This window comes from Microbacterium sp. NFH-22A-Y, from assembly GCF_021401375.1.
Classification (GTDB): domain Bacteria; phylum Actinomycetota; class Actinomycetes; order Actinomycetales; family Microbacteriaceae; genus Microbacterium; species Microbacterium hominis.
Map to the genome: position 1 here is coordinate 869,321 of NZ_JACBGF010000001.1, position 17,891 is coordinate 887,211.

Here is a 17,891-nt window from a genome sequence, read left to right on the forward strand (position 1 = left end):
CTCAGCCGGTGCAGCCCAGGCCGGCGCGCAGCGAGGTCATCAGGTCGATCTCGGCGGACTGGGTGTCGATCACGCCCTGGGCCACCGTGAGCGCACGCGGCTCGTGTCCGAGCTGCAGCAGCGCCTGAGCCATGGGCAATGCGCCCTGGTGGTGCCGGATCATCAGTCCCAGGAACGTGCAGTCCGCCGCGGTGCCCGTCTGCGCGCGCAGCGCGGCGAGCTCGTCCGCACTGGCCATACCCATCTGCGTCATCAGCTCGGCCTCGGACGGGCGGGCCGCACCCGTGCCGGCGTGCTGGTGCGAGGTGTCCGCGGCATCCATCCAGCCCATCAGCGGGCCGCCCGCCTGCGGCAGCCCCCACTTCACGAGCCAATCGTAGAACTCGCCCTTCTGCGCCGACTGCGTCGTGGCGATGTCGTAGGCGAGCACGCGCACATCGTCGTTGCGGGTCGTGCGGTAGATGTCCATCGCCATCTCGACGGCCTGACCGTGGTGCACCTGCATGTCGCGGGCGAACCCCGCCTCGGGCGAGTCGGATGCGGGGGCCGCCGCGGCCGCCGAGGCGCCGAACGTGGAGAATCGTCCGATCGCGAAGGCGAGGCCCGCGATCGCGAGGGCGACGATGAGCACCGCCCACCAGGGCGGCAGGGCGCGCGTCGAGGCGGGGGCGGTCACGACCGCTTGCCGGGACCGTCGATCGCGCCGGTGCACGCGGCGCCGGGCTCGGGCACGTTCTGGTTGCGCCAGTACTCCTCGAAGAAGGTCGGGATGCGGCTGTCGGTCGCGCTGTCGAGCTTCAGCTGCGCGTTCCAGGCGCTGAGCACGATGGGGGTCGGCAGCCCCTCGTACGGCGAGAGGATGACGTACGTCGACGGCAGCTGGGCCTTGAGCGCGTCGAGGTCGGCGCCGCTGACCTGGGTGGCGTCGTAGGTGACCCAGACCGCGCCGTGCTCGAGCGAGTGCACCGCGTTCTCGTTGGTCTGCGGCTGGTCGTAGATGCCGCAGTTGAGCCAGTACTGGTTGTGGGGGCCGCCGGCGGGCGGGTTCTGGGGATAGTCGACGGTGCCCGCGACGTGCTGCGTCTCGTTGGTGAAGGTCTCGACGCCCTCGATCGTCGCGCCCGTCCCACCGGCCTGGTAGGTCGCGGCGCGCGGGGCGAAGACGATCGAGGCCGCGATCACCGCGACGACCGCGACGGCGGCGACGCTGCCGACGACCCACCAGGTGAGGCGGCTGCGCCGGCGTCGCGCGAGCTGTCGCTGGTACTCGGCCAGCTTCTCCTGCTTCTGCTGCTCACGCTGCTGCTTGACGGTGAGCTCGATCTTGGCCTGCGTCGCGGGGTTGCCGCTGGCGCGCTTGCCGCGGGGGGTGGAGGGCGTCGGGGTCATGGAGAGGTCCTCGGCTCGGGGGCGGGCGGGGCCGGTCCGGGAGGGAGCGACCTTTCGATCGTATGCGCACGCATGACTTCGAGTCTGGGGAAAAGGTTAGGATCGGAACCGGCTCGAATCGTTTCGAGTCCTCATCGCCGATGTCGTCCCGCCTCGCTCGGCGCCGCGACACCTCCTCGGCCGCCGCGGCCGGCCTCGCCCGCCCCCGCCCGCTCCGCCCCGCCCTTCGCCCCCACCCGTCTGGAAACCGTGCGCGACAACCCCGCCTCCCGCCCCGCCTCCGCCGCCGCCGAGCGCACCGCCACCGGTGCGATCCGCACGTTGGGCCCGCATCCCGCGACGGCGCCCGTCGTCCTGCACCCGGGAGATGCGATCTCCACGCCGCGACGCGTGGTCTACATCATCCTGCTCGGCGCTCTCACGGCCCTCGGGCCGTTCACGATCGACCTGTACCTGCCGGCCTTCCCGACGCTGCAGGCCGACTTCCGCACCTCCGCGGCCGCGATCCAGCTGACCCTGACCGGCACCATGGTGGGCTTCGCGCTGGGCCAGCTGATCGTCGGGCCGCTCAGCGACAAGGTCGGGCGCCGCCTGCCCCTGCTCGCCGTCACGGCGCTGCACGTCGTGGCGAGCGTCGCGGCCGCGCTGGCCCCCGACCTGACGCTGCTCGCGATCGCCCGGGTGTTCATGGGCGTCGGCGCCGCGGCGGGCGGCGTCGTGGCCATGGCGATCGTGCGCGACCTGTTCGGCGGGCGCCGGCTGGTCGTCATGCTGAGCCGGCTCGCCCTCGTCTCCGGCGCGGCGCCCGTCGTCGCGCCGCTGATCGGATCGGCGCTGCTCACGGTGATGCCCTGGCGCGGCATCTTCGTGGTGCTCGCCGTGTACGGCGCCGTCATGCTCGTGGCGGCGATCGCGCTCGTGCCGGAGACCCTGCCCGCGGCACGACGCCGCGAGCGCGGAGCGACCACGGTGCTGCAGCGCTACCGAGCCGTGTTCAGCGACCGGGTGTTCGTGGGCGTGCTGATCATCGGCGGCATGTCGTTCAGCGGTCTGTTCTCCTACCTCTCCTCCTCGTCGTTCCTCTTCCAGGAGACCTACGGCTTCGACGCCCAGCAGTACGGCCTGCTGTTCGCAGCCAACTCGCTCGGTCTGGTCATCGGCGTCCAGGTGGCCGCACGGCTGGCGGCGCGCTTCGGACCGCAATGGGTGCTCGCCGTCTCGACCGGCGTGCTGGTGCTCGCGGCCGTGGCGATCATCGTCCTCGACCAGCTCGGGCTCGGACTCTGGGGCACGATGGTGCCGCTGTTCGTCTTCATGACGGCGTGCGGGTTCACCTTCCCCTGCGTCCAGGTGCTCGCACTCGACCGGCACGGCAAGGCGGCCGGCACCGCGGCATCCATCCTCGGAGCGACCAACTTCGGCGTCGCGGGGCTCATCTCGCCGATCGTCGGCTGGGTGGCCAAGGATGCCGGGATCACCGCGACCACCATGGCCTCGGTGATGGTCGGCTGCGCGCTCATCGGCTGCACCGCGCTGTGGGCGATCGTGCGGCCGTGGACGGTCGCGCGCCTCACGCCGTAGCGGATGCCGTCGGGCACAATGGGGCGATGAGAGCACCGACCGACGACGACCTCGCCACCGTCGCCCTGCAGCGCCTCGTCGCGGGGGTGCTGCTGATCGCCGCCACGGTGTGGCTCGGCATCCAGGTGGTCGTCGAGGCCGACGTCAACGTGGACGAGTGGTGGAACGTGTTCGTCGATCGCTTCGCCTTCCTCGATCCGGCGGCCCTGGCGATGAACTTCCTCGGCGGGGGCTGGTTCGCGACCTTCGTCGTGCCGCTCGGCGGCGTCGCCCTCCTGCTGGTGCTGCGCCGCCCGCGCGGCGCGCTGTTCGTCGTCGTCGCCTCGGTCGGCAGCGTCGCGCTCGTCCAGCTGCTGAAGGCGCTGTTCGGCCGCGCCCGTCCCGAGGACATGATCGTGTTCTCCGACCACGGCTCGTTCCCCTCCGGCCACACCGGCAACGCGGCCACGGTCGCCACGATCGCCGTCATCCTCTTCCCCCGGGTCGCCGTCGCCGTCGTCGGCGGCGCGTGGGTGTTCGCGATGGCGTTCAGCCGCACCCAGGTGCACGCGCACTGGCTGAGCGACACCGTCGGCGGCGCCCTCGTCGGCGTCGGCGCCACCCTCGTCGTCGCGGCCGCCTTCACGCGCGTGCTGGACCGTGAGAGCGAGCGGGTCCGCTCGCTAGGCTGAGCGCCATGAGTGCTGTCGACGATGCCGAGCTCGCCCGTCTGCAGGCCGAAGCGGAGGCCGCAGAGGCCGCGTTGAAGCTCGCCCAGGCCAAGGCGGCGCTCGCCGCCGCGCAGGCCGCCCGTGCGTCCGCACCGGCAGCAGCAGAGGAGATTTCCGCCCCGGAGGATGCTGCGGGCACATCAGCTCCTCCCGAGGTGATATCTCCTCCCGAAGCGCAGGCGGCGCAGGCGCCGTCGGAGGTGGATGCCGCGGCATCCGGCCCCCTCGACGCCGACCAGGTCGCCGCCATCGCGAAGGGGTACACGTTCGAGGGGCTCACGCTCGACCTCGGCGCGCTGATGAACACCGAGCCGGTGCCCGCGGCGCAGATCCGGATCCCGCTCGCGATGATGAACCGCCACGGCCTGGTCGCCGGTGCCACCGGCACGGGCAAGACGCGCACCCTCCAGGGGCTCGCCGAGCAGCTCGCCGCGAAGGGCGTGCCCGTCTTCGCGGCCGACATGAAGGGCGACCTGTCCGGTGTCGCGACGCCGGGCGAGCCCAGCGACAAGCTGCGCGCCCGGACGGCGGCGATCGGGCAGGAGTGGGCGCCCGCGGCATCCGTGACCGAGTACTTCGCCCTCGGCGGCGTGGGCATGGGCGTGCCGGTGCGCGCCACCGTCTCCGGGTTCGGCCCGCTGTTGCTGAGCAAGGTGCTCGGCCTGAACGAGACTCAGGAGTCGAGCCTCGGCCTCGTCTTCCACTACGCCGACGCCAACGGGCTCGCCCTCGTCGACCTGTCCGATCTGCGGGCGGTGCTCACGTGGCTCACGAGCGACGAGGGCAAGGTCGAGCTGAAGGAGCTGGGCGGCCTGTCGGCGGCGACGGCGGGCGTCATCCTCCGCAAGCTCATCACCTTCGCCGACGACGGCGCCGACGTCTTCTTCGGCGAGCCGGAGTTCGACGTCCGCGATTTCCTGCGCACGGCGCCCGACGGTCGCGGCGTGATCTCGCTGCTGGAGGTGCCGGGCGTCGCCGACAAGCCCGCGCTGTTCTCGACGTTCCTCATGTACCTGCTGGCGGAGCTGTTCGAGATCCTCCCCGAGGTGGGAGATCTCGACAAGCCGAAGCTCGTGTTCTTCTTCGACGAGGCGCACCTGCTCTTCCGCGATGCGTCGAAGGCGTTCCTCGCGGCCATCACCCAGACGGTGCGGCTCATCCGCTCCAAGGGCGTCGGCGTGTTCTTCGTCACCCAGACGCCCAAGGACGTGCCGTCGGACGTGCTCGGCCAGCTCGGCTCCCGCGTGCAGCATGCGCTGCGCGCCTTCACGCCCGACGATGCGAAGGCGCTGCGGGCCACGGTCGGCACCTACCCGAAGAGCGGGTACGACCTCGAGCGCGTGCTGCAGGAGCTCGGCACGGGCGAGGCGATCGTGACCGTCATGAGCGAGAAGGGGGCACCGACCCCCGTCGCCTGGACACGGCTGCGCGCGCCGCAGGGGCTCATGTCGCCCACGCCCGTTCCCGACATCGAGCGGGCGGTGCACGCGTCGCCCCTGCTCGCGCAGTACGGGACGCCCATCGACCGGGAGTCCGCACGCGAGATCCTGACCGCGAAGATGAACGCGGCCGCGGAGGCGGATGCCGCCGCAGAGAGAGCCGCCGCGCAGGCCGCCGCGCAGGCCGCCCAGGCCAAGGCGGATGCCGCCGCCGCGCGCGAGCGGCAGAAGGAGTACGACCGCATCCTGCGCTCCACTGGCGGCACGGGCGCCTCGCGCACGTCCCGCACCTCGCGCGCCGCGCAGAAGTCCCCGCTGGAACAGGTCTTGAACGCGAAGTCCACCCAGACCATCCTGACCTCGGTCATCCGCGGCATCTTCGGCACCGGCCGCCGCTAGCCCTTCGCGAGCCGCTACCCGCCGGCCGAGCCGCTACGCGCCGGCCCGCCCGCGCGGTAGCGGCTCGGCCGCGTCATGGCGGCTCGGGGGAAGGCGGGCTAGCGTGGCGGGCATGAGCGAACTGTCCACGCCCACCGGCCGCGAAGAAGCCCTGCGGGCCGTGCCGCGCGCCGACGGCAGCGCGCCGCGCGCCCTCGTGCTCGGCGCCACCGGCTACATCGGCGGCCGGCTCGTGCCGCGGCTGATCGCGGCCGGGTACCGCGTGCGGGTCCTCGCGCGCGATCCCGCCCGCCTCGCGGCGTTCGACTGGGGGGACGAGGTCGAGGTCGTCGCCGGTGCGGCGGTCGATGGCCCCGCGCTCGCCCGGGCCTGCGACGACGTCGACGTGCTCTTCTACCTCATCCATTCGATGTCGGCGGGCGCGGGGTTCGAGGAGGCCGACCTCGCCGCCGCCCGGGCCGTCGCCACCGCGGCGGCCGCGGCATCCGTGGGCCGGATCGTCTACCTGGGCGGCCTGCACCCCGACGGGGTGCCTCTGAGCCCGCACCTGCGCTCGCGGGTCGAGGTGGGCGACGTGTTCCTGCGCAGCGGAGTGCCGACGCTCGTGCTGCAGGCGGGGGTCGTCATCGGCTCGGGGTCCGCATCGTTCGAGATGATCCGCCACCTCACCGAGGTGCTGCCCTACATGCCCGCGCCGAAGTGGGTGCGCAACTTCATCCAGCCGATCGCGGTGCGCGACGTCATGTACTACCTCCTGGGCGCGGCGCGGGTCGCTCCCGAGGTCAACCGCGCGGTCGACATCGGCGGTCCCGACGTGCTGCGCTACGGGCAGATGATGAACGGCTACGCGGTCGAAGCCGGGCTCCCGCAACGCCCGATCGCCCCGCTGCCGGTGCTCACCCCGGGTCTCGCCTCGCACTGGGTCAACGTCGTCACGCCCGTGCCGCGCTCGATCGCGCGCCCGCTCATCGCGTCGCTGCAGAACGAGTGCGTCATGGACGATCACGACATCGACGCGATCATCCCGCCGCCGGAGGGTGGCCTCACCCCGTACCGCCGCGCCGTCGCGCTCGCCCTCGGTCGCGTCGCGGCCGACAGCGTCGAGACGAGCTGGCAGGATGCCGAGGTCAGCGGGGTCCCGTCGGATCCGCTGCCGTCCGACCCGGAGTGGGCGGGGCGCACGGTCTACACCGACGTACGCACGGCGGCGACCACCGCGGCGCCGGAGCGGCTCTGGGACGTCATCGAGGGCATCGGCGGGGAGAACGGCTGGTACTCGGCGCCCCTGCTGTGGGCGCTGCGGGGGTGGATGGACCGCCTCGTCGGGGGCGTCGGCCTCGTCCGGGGTCGCCGCAACCGTACGCGCGTCGCGGTCGGCGACGTGATCGACTTCTGGCGGGTCGAGAAGGTGGAGCCCGGGCGGCTGCTGCGCCTGCGCGCCGAGATGAAGGTGCCCGGGCTGGCCTGGCTCGACCTCGGCTGCGAGCCGGGCGCCGACGGCGGCGCGGTGTACCGTCAGCGCGCGGTCTTCTTCCCGTCGGGGCTGTCGGGGCGGCTGTACTGGCTGGCCGTGCTGCCGTTCCACGGGTTCATCTTCCGCGGGATGGCCAACCGGATCACCGCGGCCGCCGAGGCCGCGCAGCCGGCGGCATAGAATCGCGGGATGCCGCACCTGCGACCGTTCCGCGCCGGCGACGAGGCCGCGCTCGCCGAGGTCTGCCTGCGGACCGCGGATGCCGGCGCGGACGGCACCGGCATCCTGGACGACGACGACATCTGGGGCGCCGTCTTCGTGCTCCCGTACGCGGCTCGCCATCCCGGCCTCGCCTTCGTCGTGGAGACCGACGACGGCCGCGTGGCCGGCTACATCGTCGGCACCGATGACACCGACGCCTTCGAGGAATGGTTCCGCTCCGAATGGTGGCCGCGGGTCGGCTCGCGCTGGCCGCGGCGCGCCGCGGGTGGCGAGGAGGGGGAGGGCACCCGGCAGGATGCCGTCCTGGCGTATGCCGACAGCCGACGCCCCGGCGCGGAACCGTACGCCGCGACCCATCCGGCGCACCTGCACATCGACCTCCTGCCCGAGCTGCAGGGTCAGGGATGGGGACGGCGGCTCATCGCCGCGCTCGTCGACGCGCTGCGCGCCCGCGGCGTCGCGGGCCTGCACCTCGTCGCCGCGGGCGGCAACGCCGGCGCGATCGCGTTCTACGAGCGCATCGGCTTCTCGCGTCTGGACGGCCCGACCGACGTCGCCGCGTTCGGCCTCGTGCTGTGACATCGGCTCGTCCGCCCGCGCGCCGCGGGAGGGCGGGGCGTAGGCTGGCGGCGTGTCGATGCCTGCCGCTGTGATCACCGTGTCCGACCGGAGCGCGGCGGGGGCGCGCGACGACGTGAGCGGCCCGGTCGCCGTGCGCGTGCTGCGCGAGGCGGGCTTCGCGTGCGCCGACGCGCGCGTGGTGGCCGACGGCGCCGACAGCGTCGAGGCCGCGCTGCGGGAGGCGATCGCCGCCGGCGCCCGCCTCGTCGTCACGACCGGCGGCACCGGCGTGGCGCGGCGCGACCGCACCCCCGAGGGCACGGCACGTGTGATCGATCGGGAGCTCCCCGGCATCGCCGAGGAGCTGCGCCGCCGGTCGGTCGCCGAGAAGCCCGCGGGGATGCTGTCGCGCGGGCTCGCCGGCGTCGCCGGCACCGCTCTCATCGTCAATCTGCCCGGCTCTCCCGCCGCCGTGGCATCCGGGATGCCGGTGATCCTCTCGATCGCGGACCACGTCCGCCACCAGCTCGACGGAGGTGACCACTGATGGCCGTGCGCATCGCCCGCATCACCGACGAACCGCTCGATCTCGCCGTCCACATCGCCGCGGTCGAGGATGCCGCCGCCGGCGCCGTGGCCAGCTTCATCGGCACGGTGCGCGACCACGACCCCGACGCGCACGGGGCGGTCGTCGCGCTCGAATACTCGGCCCATCCCGACGCCGAGGCGACGCTGCACGACATCGCGGTCACCGCGGTCGGCGACCGCCGCGCGATCGTGGCGGTGAGCCACCGCATCGGACGGCTCGAGGTCGGCGACATCGCGGTCGCGATCGCCGTGGCCACACCGCACCGCGCGGAGGCGTTCGAGGTGTGCCGGGAGATCATCGAGGCGATCAAGCGCGAGCTGCCGGTGTGGAAGCGTCAGCTGGCCGACGACGGGTCGGCGGCGTGGAAGGGGCTCGGCGGCTGAACGTGACGGTGCCCCGGGGTTCCGCGACCCGCGCTCAGCCTCCGGCGAAGGGCGGGAGCACGTCGATCAGGGTGTCGTCGCCGAGCGCGGCGTCGCCGTCGGTGCGCCGCCCGTCGACGAGCACGGCGCAGCGCGGCAGGATGCGCCCGAGGCCGGGGTACTCCGCCGCCCACGCGGCGCGCAGGGCCTCGAGGTCGTGCTCGCCGCGGACCTCCTCGTCGCGCCCCGCGAACTCGGCGGCGGCGGCGAAGTAACGCACCCTCGCCATCAGGCCTCCCGCGTCCAGTCGCCCGACTTGCCGCCGGTCTTCGCGATCAGACGCACGTTCTCGATGGCGGTCGCCTTGTCCATGCCCTTGACCATGTCGACGATCGCGAGGGCGGCGACGGCGACGGCCGTCAGTGCCTCCATCTCGACGCCGGTGCGGTCGGCCGTCCGCACGGTCGCGGTGACCTCGACGCCCTCGTCCGTGACGATCGCATCGACGACGGCGCCGTGCACGCCGATGACGTGGGCGAGCGGCAGCAGCTCGGGCGTGCGCTTGGCCGCCTGGATGCCGGCGATGCGCGCGACGGCCAGCACGTCGCCCTTGGGGACGGAGCCGTCGCGGAGGGCGGCGACGACCGGTGCGGCGCAGCGAACGAATCCGCGGGCGGTCGCGGCACGCACCGTCGGCTGCTTCTCGGTCACATCGACCATTCGCGCGTGACCGGCGGCATCCAGATGGGTGAAGCTCATGCGTCCCATCCTTCCAGCAGCATGACGGCGACCGGGTCGCCGGTGCGCACCTCGACGACCTCGGCGGGAACGACCGCGAGGGCGCGGGCGCGGCCGAGTCCGCCGGCGAGATGCGACCCGGAGCCGCCCGCCGTCGCCGGGCGGACGGTCCACGAGCCGTCACGGTCGGTGTCGACGACCGCGGGCAGGTAGTGCCGGCGTCCCTCCGGCGTGCGCCAGGGCGTTCCGGCGGGCAGCTGCAGGATCGGCCGGTGGATCGCGCGGCGACCCTGCAGCGCCAGCAGCGCCGGCCGGACGAAGACCTCGAACGACACCGCCGCGCTGACGGGGTTACCCGGCAACCCGAACAGCAGGGCCGCGCCGGCCGGTGTCGGCAGCGTGCCGAAGCCCTGGGGCTTGCCGGGCTGCATGGCGATGCGGCTGAACGTCATCGCGCCGGACAGCTCGGCGCGCACGACCTCGAACGCGCCGGCACTGACGCCGCCCGAGAAGACGACGGCGTCGACGGAGGCCGCACGCGCCGCCGACACCGCGTCGCGCAGCGCGGCGCCCTCGTCGTCGACGCAGAGGCGCGCGACGACCTCCGCGCCGGCCGCGGCGGCGAGGCCCGCGAGCAGGACGCCGTTGGACTCGGGGATCTGGCCGCGGCGCAGGGGCCTCCCGGCGGGGGCCAGCTCGCTGCCGGTGGACACGATCGCGACGCGGGGGCGGGCCGACACGAACGCCTCCGTCACCCCGGCCGCGGTCGCGGCGGCGATCTGCAACGGCCCGAGGACGGTGCCCTCCTCGAGGAGGATGTCGCCGGCGTGCACGTCGTCGCCGGCACGGCGGACGAAGACGCCCGGACGGGCGGGTGCGCGCAGCACCCGGGCGGTGTGCAGCGAGTCCGCCAGGCCGCCGGCGGTGTCCTCGAAGGGGACGATGGCGTCGGCATCCGCCGGCACGGGGGAGCCGGTCATGATGCGCGCGGCCTCGCCCGCACCCAGACGGGGGTCGTCGCTGGTGCCGGCCGGCAGGTCGGCGACGACGCGGAGCACGGCGGGGGCGTCGCCGGTCGCGGCGGCGACGTCGGCGAAACGCACCGCGAAGCCGTCCATCGCCGAGTTGTCGAAGACGGGGATGTCGAGGGCCGCCCGCAGCGGCGCGCGCAGCGTGCGGCCCGCCGCCTCCTCCAGCGCCACGGTGGCAGCCGCGAGCGGCCGCACCGCGGCGAGCACATCGCCGAGCTGCTCCTCGACGGTCCGCAGCGCCGGCGGCGTCGTGTCGGCGGCGCTCATGCCTGCTGCCAGGCGGCGAGACCGCCGACGAGGATGTCGGCCGCGACCCCGCGGGCGCGGAGGACCTCGGCGGCGTGGCGGGCGCGCACGCCGTGGGCGCAGATGACCACGACACGGTCGTCCTCGACCCGGTCCGGGTCATCGAGCAGGTCGCCGAGGGGGATCAGGACCGACCCCGCCACGATGCCGCCCTGGGTCTCCCACGGCTCCCGCACGTCGAGGAGGGTGGCCCCGGCATCCTGTGCGGAGAGCATCTCGGATGCCGTCAGCTCACGGATCCCGTCCGTCGCGGGCGCCGGCGGCACGGGCGCGGAGGTGCGCTCCGCCGCCGCGTGCAGGGCGACCTCGGTCTGGGTGGCGCGAAGGGCGTCGATGACGAGCACGCGACCCAGCAGCGGCTCGCCGACGCCCACGACGAGCTTGATCGCCTCGGTCGCGAGGATGCCGCCGACCTGCAGGCACAGCGCGCCCAGCACGCCCACCTCGGCGCAGGTGGGCGGCTCGCCCGCGGCGTCGGCGGGGTGCAGGTCCGACAGGCGGACGGCCTCCGTCCCTGCGGGCGGTGCGCTCCAGAAGACGGTCACCTGGGCGTGGAACTCCTGCACCACGCCCCAGACGAGCGGGATGCCGCGGGCCTCGCAGGCCGCCGCGACGGCGGTGCGCGTGGCGAACGTGTCGCTGCCGTCCACGACGAGGTCGACGTCGGCGAGCAGGCGCACGGCGTTGTCGGCGGTCAGGCGCTCCCGCACCGCCGTGACGACGGTCTCGGGCGAGAGGTCCCCGGCCACCCGCACGGCCGAGTCGGTCTTGGGGGCGCCGATGTCGGCGTGGCGGTGCAGGAGCTGTCGCTGCAGGTTGGTCTGATCCACGTCGTCGTCGTCGATCACGGTGAGACCGCCGACCCCGGCTGCCGCGAGGGCCATGATCACGGGGGAGCCGAGTCCGCCCGCGCCGACGACGGCGATGCGTGCGGCGGCGAGGCGGCGCTGACCGAGATCGCCGATGCCGGTGAGGACGAGGTGGCGCTGCGTGCGCGCGCGCTCGGCGGCGGTCAGCGCGGGGACAGGGTCGACGAGGGGAGCGAGGGGCACGGTGTCAGCGTAAACCGCGGCATCGACGGCGGGGCCGGTACGGGTGTCACGAACCCGGCGATTTCCGCGGATGCGGGGAGTACGTGTCACTTTCTCCGCAGATGAGCGATATCGTCGCCGTATGCGCTCGTATCGCATCACCGAAGCCGCCCGTCTGCTGGGCGTGAGCGACGACACCGTGCGTCGCTGGATCGACCACGGCGTCCTGCCGACGACGGGCGAGTCGCCCGCGCGCGTGCCGGGCGACGCGCTCGCCGCGCGGGCCGTGGAGACCGCCCGCGCCGCCGCGGATCCCGGCGATGCGCTCTCGAGCGCGCGCAACCGCTTCGTGGGCCTGGTCACCCGGGTGCAGATGGACGGGGTCATGGCGCAAGTCGACATCCAGTCCGGGCCGCACCGCGTCGTGTCGCTCATGTCGGCCGAGGCCGTGCGCGACCTGGGCCTCGAAGCCGGTGCGCTCGCCGTCGCGATCGTCAAAGCCACGAACGTCATCGTCGAAACCCCCCAGGAGCACTGATGCGCACGCGACGCGGTCCCGCCCTCGCCCTCCTCGCCGCGGCGGCCCTCGCGCTGGCCGGATGCGGCGCCGGCGGTGCGGCCACGGATGCTGCGCCGGCGGCGACCGCCCCGGCATCCGCGTCGGCCGACGCGCTGTCGGGCGAGCTCACGGTCTTCGCGGCCGCGTCGCTGAAGGCCGCGTTCACCCAGCTCGCCGAGGCGTTCGAAGCCGCCCATCCCGGCGTGAGCATCCGGCCGATCAGCTACGACGGATCGTCCACTCTCGCCACCCAGCTCGTCGAGGGGGCGGCGGCCGACGTCTTCGCCTCGGCCGATCAGAAGAACATGCAGAAGGTCGTCGACGCCGGGCTCGCGGCGGCGCCGCAGCCGTTCGCGACGAACGTGCTGACGCTGGTCGTGCCGAAGGGCAACCCGGGCGGCGTGACGGGGCTGGCCGATCTCGCGACGCCCGACCTGTCGGTCGTGCTGTGCGCCGCCGAGGTGCCGTGCGGCGTCGCATCCGCCACTCTGCTAGCCGACGCGGGCGTCACCGCGTCCGTCGACAGCTACGAGCAGAACGTGACGGCGGTGCTGACCAAGGTCGCCAGCGGCGAGGCGGATGCCGGCCTCGTCTACGTCACCGACGCGAAGACCACGACCGACGTCCAGACCGTGACGACCGCGGGGGCCGACGCCGTCGTCAACACGTATCCGATCGTCGCCCTCGCCGGCGCCGCGAACCCGGCGGCGGCCGAGGCGTTCGTCGCCTTCGTACTGTCCGACGAGGGCCGCGCGGTGCTCGCCGGGCTCGGCTTCGGACAGCCGCGATGATCGCCGGGCAGCCGCGATGATCGCCGGGCAGCGCGCATCGCGCGGGTTCGTGCCGCAGGTGCTGCTCGTGCCGGCCGTTGTCGGGGTCGCCTTCCTCGTGCTTCCGCTGACCGCGCTCGTCGGTCGCGTCGATCCGTCCACGCTGTGGGCGGACGTCACCTCGCCTGCCGCCGTGTCGGCGCTCGGCCTCTCGCTCGGAACGGGTGCCGTGGCGACGGCGGCGTGCGTCGTGCTGGGCGTGCCGCTCGCGCTCGTGATCGCCCGGTCGGGGCCGCGGCTGGCGGGTGTGCTGCGCGCGGTCGTGACGGTTCCGCTCGTGCTCCCGCCGATGGTCGGCGGCGTCGCGCTGCTGTTCCTCCTCGGCCGCAACGGCTGGCTGGGACAGCTGCTCGCGGGGGCGGGGCTGCGCATCCCGTTCACGACGACCGCGGTCGTGATCGCGCAGACGTTCGTCGCGCTCCCATTCCTCGTGCTGGCGCTCGAGGGAGCCCTGCGCGCGACCGGCGTGGGCTACGAGCATGCCGCGGCGGCGCTGGGGGCGGGACGGTGGCGGATCCTCTGGCGGATCACGCTGCCTTTGGCCGCGCCCGGCCTGCTCGCCGGGGTCGTGCTGTGCTTCGCGCGGGCCATCGGAGAGTTCGGGGCCACGGCGCTGTTCGCGGGCAACGCGCCGGGCGTGACGCAGACGATGCCGCTCGCGATCTACACCGCCTTCAACGGGGCGGGTGTCTCGCAGGGCACCGCCGTCGCCCTGTCGTTGCTGCTGCTGGTGACGGCGGTGGGCGTGCTGCTTCTCGTCCGTGCCTGGCGGCCGATGCCGGGGGCGGGGCGGTGACCGTGGCCGCGCTCGACGCGCACGTCGTCGTGCGCCGCGACGCGTTCGTGCTGGATGTCGCGATCTCCGCGGCCGCGGGGGAGATCGTCGCCGTCATGGGACCGAGCGGCGCGGGCAAGTCGACGCTGCTGGATGTCGTGTCGGGACTGATGCGCGCGAGCGCCGGGGAGGTGCGTGTCGGAGGTGAGGTCGTCTCGTCGCCCGCGGTGCAGGTGGCGCCGCAGCGGCGGGGTGTCGTGCTGCTCGGCCAGGATCCGCGCCTGTTCCCGCATCTGTCCGCGCGCGACAACGTCGCGTTCGGGCTGCGCGTCTCCGACGATGCCGGGAGGGCGGCTGCCCGGGTCGCGCGCCGCGCGCAGGCGCAGCGCTGGCTCGAGAACGTCGGGCTTCCGGGTGTCGGCCACCGCCGGCCCGCGGAGCTCTCCGGCGGCCAGCAGCAGCGGGTGGCCCTCGCCCGCGCCCTCGCGACCGCGCCGCGGCTGCTCCTGCTCGACGAGCCCTTCACCGCGCTCGACCCGGTGACGGTCGCCGATATCCGCCGTGTGCTCGCCGCGCATCTGCGCGCTTCCGGCACGACGACGCTGTTCGTGACGCATGACGTCGTGGATGCCGTCACCCTCGCCGACCGCCTCGTCGTGATCGAGGACGGCCGGGTGTCGCAGCAGGGACCCGCCCGCGAGGTGCTCACGACGCCCGCGACGGACTTCGTCGCGGCGCTCGGCGGGGTCAACCGCGTGCCGGGTCGGGTGCAGGCGGGGGTGTGGACGGCCGGTGCGGTGCGCCTTCCCGCGCCCGGCCTCTCCGACGGCGACGCCGTGGCGCTGATCCTGACCGGCGCGGTCCGGGTGCGGTCCGCGCGGGGGGCTGGGGAGAGGGATTCGGCTGACGCGGAGGCCGTGGGCGCCTCGGCATCCGGCATCCGCTGGAGCGCCAGGGTGGTGCGGATCGAGGCGACCGCCGCGGGTGTCCGCCTGCACACCCGCGAGCCCGCCGTCGTCTGCGAGCTCGCGATCGCCGAGTTCGCCGCCGCGGACGTCGCCGAGGGTGACGAGGTGCGCCTGTCGATCGTCGCGACCGACGTGCGGGTCGCTGCCCGGTGACGCTGCCCGTGCGTGGTGCTCAGAACGGTGGTGGGTCCTCGGTGTGCGGCACGAATCGGACGCGGCTGGGTGGGTGGTCTTCGTAGTGGCGTCCGGTGGGTGAGGTCCATTGGAGGGTTCCGTGGCCGAGGTGTCGGACCTGCCAGGCGGTGTGGTGTTTGACGGTGTGGTGGCGGCGGCACAGGTGGGCGAGGTTGTCGGGGGCGGTGGGGCCGCCTTCTGCGGCTGCGGTGGTGTGGTCGCGGTCGCACCGGTGCGCGGGGCGGGTGCAGCCGGGGGTGCGGCAGCGTTCATCCCGTGCGGCGAGGAAGCGGCGCAGCTCGGCACTGGGTCGGTACCGGTCGACGGCGACGGGGATGCCGGTGGTCGGGTCGGTGAACACCCGATCCCACCCGGGGGCCAGGGCGGCCAGGCGTCGGGCAAGCCCCGGGTCGATGGGCCCGTACCCGGTGAGGAGGGCCGGGCCTCCGTCGGGGTCACCGGCGAGGGTGAGGGCGGGGATCGTCACCTGGATCTGCGCCGTCACCGTCTCGATACCGGCCCCGGTGGCTCGGGTGGAGGCAGTGGCGGTCAGGAGCAGGTCGGTGAGGATGTCCGCACGCACCTGCGCCAACGTACGGGAGTCCTTCACTGCAGTGGTGGTGGTCGTGGTCGTGGCCGTGGGCGTGGGCGTGGTCGTGCAGGTCACGTCGGTGGCGCGAGCGGGGCCGGTGATGAGCGTCTCGCCACACGGGCCGCCACTCGTGCCCCGGGCGACGCGCGTGTTCACATCGGTGTCGATACCGCCGAAGGCATCTGCGTCGGTGGCATCCGCGGCGCCGTCGATGTCCTCGTCGGGCTGGTCGAGGATCGCCCGGCCCCGGGCGGTCAGGGTGTCGTGGATCGCGTGTGCGAGCGGTGCGGGAAGATCCGCGATCAGCCGAGCCATCCCGTCCTCCAAGGGGAACAACCGGACGGAGCGTTCGTCATACGCGCGCTGCGCGGCCTCGGTGAAGGCGGCCGGGTCGATGGTCGCGGCGATCGCCTTCGCCGCCGCGCTCATCCGCGCAGGCGACTCCGAACGGGCCGCCTCCAGGGCGAGGGTCTCGTACCGTGACCGGTCCTCCTCGGCCGTCAACATCGTGCCGGTGCGGCTGATCGCCCACGCATGAGCGGCATCGATCTCCCCGCCCGCCCACACCTCAAACGTCCGCGGGAACAGGGTCGTCAGCAGGTATGCCTCCGACATCCGGCGTTGCACACCCCGATCCGACACCCGGAGCGCCATCGCGAGCTCCAACGCGACTTCCCGCAACGGCAGATCCGCATCCGACGACCGCACCGACCCACCCCGCTGCTGCGCCTCCTGCCTCAGCAACGCCGTCCGCTCCGCGACCAGTCCCACGGCATCGGCCAGAAACCGCGCCTCCGCGGCCTGCGCGGCAGCGGCCCGACGCCGCGCATCCACGACACCGGTCACCACGGCATCCAACCCGGGCCAGATCGCATCACCCTCACGGGTCCTCGTCTGCGCGTGCATCATCACCCCTGACCCGGCCACGACCGGAGGACAGGACCCGCAACAGAAGGTGGGCACGCGCGGGGTTTCTTCCCTCCATAATAGAACAAAGCTTCGAAGAGCGCAAGAGAACATTCCCCTCGGCCCGCGCCGTCCATCGGGCGGGTAGCCTCGGAGCATGGTCGCCGTCCCGCTCACGCTGCGCGCAACGACGCACGCCGCGCGACAGGACGGCGCCGTTTCCGCGCCCCGGTCGACGTCGCCGGCAGCGCCCGGCGCCCCGCTCGTCGACCGCTTCGGCCGGGTGCACCGTGACCTGCGCATCTCACTCACCGACCGCTGCTCGCTCCGCTGCACCTACTGCATGCCCGAGCAGGGCAACGAGTGGCTCGCGCGCACCAGCATCCTCTCCACCGACGAGATCGTCCGCGTGGCCGCGGTGGCCGCGGCATCCGGGATCACGACGTTCCGCCTCACCGGTGGCGAGCCGCTCCTGCGCGCCGACATCGTCGACGTCGTGCGGCGCCTTGCGGCGATCGAGGGTCCGAGCGGCCCCGTCGAGATCGCCCTGACGACCAACGGCATCCGGCTGGGGGAGGTGCTGCCCGACCTCGTCGCGGCGGGACTGCAGCGGCTCAACATCTCGATCGACACGCTCGACCGCGAGCGGTTCCGCGAGCTCACCCGGCGGGACCGGCTGGACGAGGTGCGCGCGGGGATCGCCGCCGCCGCGGCCTCGGGTCTGCGGCCGCTCAAGCTCAACGCCGTCGCCATGCGCGGCGTGAACGAGGACGAGCTCGCCGACCTGGTCGCCTTCGCGCTCGACCACGGCGCCGAGATGCGCTTCATCGAGCAGATGCCCTTGGATGCCGGGCACACGTGGGACCGCTCGCAGATGGTCACCCGCGACGAGATCCTCGCCGCTCTCGCCGCCCGGTGGACCCTCGATCCGATCCCCGGGCGGGGCGGAGCGCCCGCGGAGCGCTTCCTCCTCGACGGCGGTCCCGCGACGGTCGGCGTCATCGCCTCGGTCACGGCCCCCTTCTGCGGCGCGTGCGACCGGCTGCGGCTGACCGCCGACGGGCAGCTGCGCAACTGCCTGTTCTCGAACGACGAGTACGACCTGCTGCCCGTGCTGCGCGCGGCCGGCTCCGACGACGCCGCGATCGACGCCGTGCTGCACGACTGCGTCGCGGGCAAGCTCCCCGGCCACGCGATCGACGATCCGTCGTTCCTGCAGCCGCATCGCGGGATGAACGCGATCGGCGGCTGAGCC

The 17,891-nt window shown here is 73.8% G+C and carries 19 protein-coding genes; 12 read left to right on the forward strand and 7 right to left on the reverse strand.

Annotated elements, in window-relative coordinates; genetic code table 11:
* Position 1 precedes the first annotated feature (1 nt).
* Together L0965_RS04145 and L0965_RS04150 are read right to left on the reverse strand one after the other, a co-directional pair.
* Positions 2-676: a DUF305 domain-containing protein gene (locus L0965_RS04145; RefSeq protein WP_060959199.1), complete on the reverse strand. Its 675-nt coding sequence runs from the start codon at positions 674-676 to the stop codon at positions 2-4.
* Positions 673-1,389 carry a DUF3105 domain-containing protein gene (locus L0965_RS04150; protein ID WP_060959198.1) on the reverse strand — a complete coding sequence of 239 codons (717 nt, stop codon included), beginning with the start codon at positions 1,387-1,389 and terminating at the stop codon, positions 673-675. The genes L0965_RS04145 and L0965_RS04150 overlap by 4 nt, the downstream gene beginning before the upstream one ends.
* 240 nt (positions 1,390-1,629) lie before the next feature.
* Here L0965_RS04150 and L0965_RS04155 point away from each other — a divergent pair, with 240 nt between their 5' ends.
* The 7 genes from L0965_RS04155 to L0965_RS04185 all read left to right on the forward strand — a co-directional run bounded on the left by L0965_RS04155 (position 1,630) and on the right by L0965_RS04185 (position 8,747).
* Entirely contained in the window at positions 1,630-2,970 is a 1,341-nt protein-coding gene (locus L0965_RS04155; protein ID WP_374198328.1) for a multidrug effflux MFS transporter, read from the forward strand.
* Between the two features lie 26 nt (positions 2,971-2,996).
* Entirely contained in the window at positions 2,997-3,641 is a 645-nt protein-coding gene (locus L0965_RS04160; RefSeq protein WP_101305762.1) for a phosphatase PAP2 family protein, read from the forward strand.
* A gap of 5 nt (positions 3,642-3,646) precedes the next feature.
* Positions 3,647-5,518, forward strand: coding sequence for a helicase HerA-like domain-containing protein (locus L0965_RS04165; protein ID WP_101305763.1), 1,872 nt, complete (start codon positions 3,647-3,649; stop codon positions 5,516-5,518).
* Positions 5,519-5,630: 112 nt separating this feature from the next.
* Positions 5,631-7,172, forward strand: coding sequence for an SDR family oxidoreductase (locus L0965_RS04170; RefSeq protein WP_101305764.1), 1,542 nt, complete (start codon positions 5,631-5,633; stop codon positions 7,170-7,172).
* Between the two features lie 9 nt (positions 7,173-7,181).
* Positions 7,182-7,793, forward strand: coding sequence for a GNAT family N-acetyltransferase (locus L0965_RS04175; protein WP_101305765.1), 612 nt, complete (start codon positions 7,182-7,184; stop codon positions 7,791-7,793).
* Between the two features lie 58 nt (positions 7,794-7,851).
* Positions 7,852-8,322: a molybdenum cofactor biosynthesis protein B gene (locus L0965_RS04180; RefSeq protein ID WP_191008012.1), complete on the forward strand. Its 471-nt coding sequence runs from the start codon at positions 7,852-7,854 to the stop codon at positions 8,320-8,322.
* Positions 8,319-8,747: a molybdenum cofactor biosynthesis protein MoaE gene (locus L0965_RS04185; protein WP_101305767.1), complete on the forward strand. Its 429-nt coding sequence runs from the start codon at positions 8,319-8,321 to the stop codon at positions 8,745-8,747. The genes L0965_RS04180 and L0965_RS04185 overlap by 4 nt, the downstream gene beginning before the upstream one ends.
* 34 nt (positions 8,748-8,781) lie before the next feature.
* Here L0965_RS04185 and L0965_RS04190 read toward each other — a convergent pair whose 3' ends face one another.
* From L0965_RS04190 to L0965_RS04205, 4 genes are read right to left on the reverse strand one after another with little or no spacing between them, the layout of a single operon-like run.
* Positions 8,782-9,015 carry a MoaD/ThiS family protein gene (locus L0965_RS04190; RefSeq protein WP_101305768.1) on the reverse strand — a complete coding sequence of 78 codons (234 nt, stop codon included), beginning with the start codon at positions 9,013-9,015 and terminating at the stop codon, positions 8,782-8,784.
* Positions 9,015-9,485 (reverse strand): cyclic pyranopterin monophosphate synthase MoaC, encoded by a 471-nt coding sequence (gene moaC, locus L0965_RS04195; protein ID WP_060959193.1) that lies wholly within the window; start codon positions 9,483-9,485, stop codon positions 9,015-9,017. Before moaC ends, L0965_RS04190 begins: the two co-directional genes overlap by 1 nt.
* Complete coding sequence (gene glp / locus L0965_RS04200) at positions 9,482-10,762, reverse strand: gephyrin-like molybdotransferase Glp (protein WP_101305769.1); 1,281 nt, start codon at positions 10,760-10,762, stop codon at positions 9,482-9,484. The genes moaC and glp overlap by 4 nt, the downstream gene beginning before the upstream one ends.
* The gene (locus L0965_RS04205) at positions 10,759-11,853 is read right to left on the reverse strand and encodes a ThiF family adenylyltransferase (RefSeq protein WP_232783997.1); all 1,095 of its coding nucleotides are present in this window, start codon (positions 11,851-11,853) and stop codon (positions 10,759-10,761) included. Before L0965_RS04205 ends, glp begins: the two co-directional genes overlap by 4 nt.
* Before the next feature lie 121 nt (positions 11,854-11,974).
* On the opposite strand from L0965_RS04205, the gene L0965_RS04210 reads away from it, so the two are divergent.
* Genes L0965_RS04210 through L0965_RS04225 form a run of 4 tightly spaced genes read left to right on the forward strand, consistent with a single transcriptional unit; the run spans position 11,975 to position 15,117 of the window.
* A complete protein-coding gene (locus tag L0965_RS04210; RefSeq protein ID WP_061782578.1) occupies positions 11,975-12,370 on the forward strand; it encodes a molybdopterin-binding protein in 396 nt (131 codons plus the stop codon).
* Positions 12,370-13,182: a molybdate ABC transporter substrate-binding protein gene (modA, locus tag L0965_RS04215; RefSeq protein ID WP_101305770.1), complete on the forward strand. Its 813-nt coding sequence runs from the start codon at positions 12,370-12,372 to the stop codon at positions 13,180-13,182. Before L0965_RS04210 ends, modA begins: the two co-directional genes overlap by 1 nt.
* Positions 13,183-13,198: 16 nt before the next feature.
* Positions 13,199-14,017, forward strand: coding sequence for an ABC transporter permease (locus tag L0965_RS04220; protein ID WP_101305771.1), 819 nt, complete (start codon positions 13,199-13,201; stop codon positions 14,015-14,017).
* Positions 14,018-14,019: 2 nt separating this feature from the next.
* Complete coding sequence (locus tag L0965_RS04225) at positions 14,020-15,117, forward strand: sulfate/molybdate ABC transporter ATP-binding protein (protein ID WP_232783998.1); 1,098 nt, start codon at positions 14,020-14,022, stop codon at positions 15,115-15,117.
* A 19-nt stretch (positions 15,118-15,136) separates the two neighbouring features.
* Here L0965_RS04225 and L0965_RS04230 read toward each other — a convergent pair whose 3' ends face one another.
* Complete coding sequence (locus L0965_RS04230) at positions 15,137-16,657, reverse strand: HNH endonuclease signature motif containing protein (protein ID WP_232783999.1); 1,521 nt, start codon at positions 16,655-16,657, stop codon at positions 15,137-15,139.
* A gap of 136 nt (positions 16,658-16,793) precedes the next feature.
* On the opposite strand from L0965_RS04230, the gene moaA reads away from it, so the two are divergent.
* Complete coding sequence (gene moaA / locus L0965_RS04235) at positions 16,794-17,888, forward strand: GTP 3',8-cyclase MoaA (protein WP_060959966.1); 1,095 nt, start codon at positions 16,794-16,796, stop codon at positions 17,886-17,888.
* The last annotated feature ends 3 nt before the right edge of the window (positions 17,889-17,891 follow it).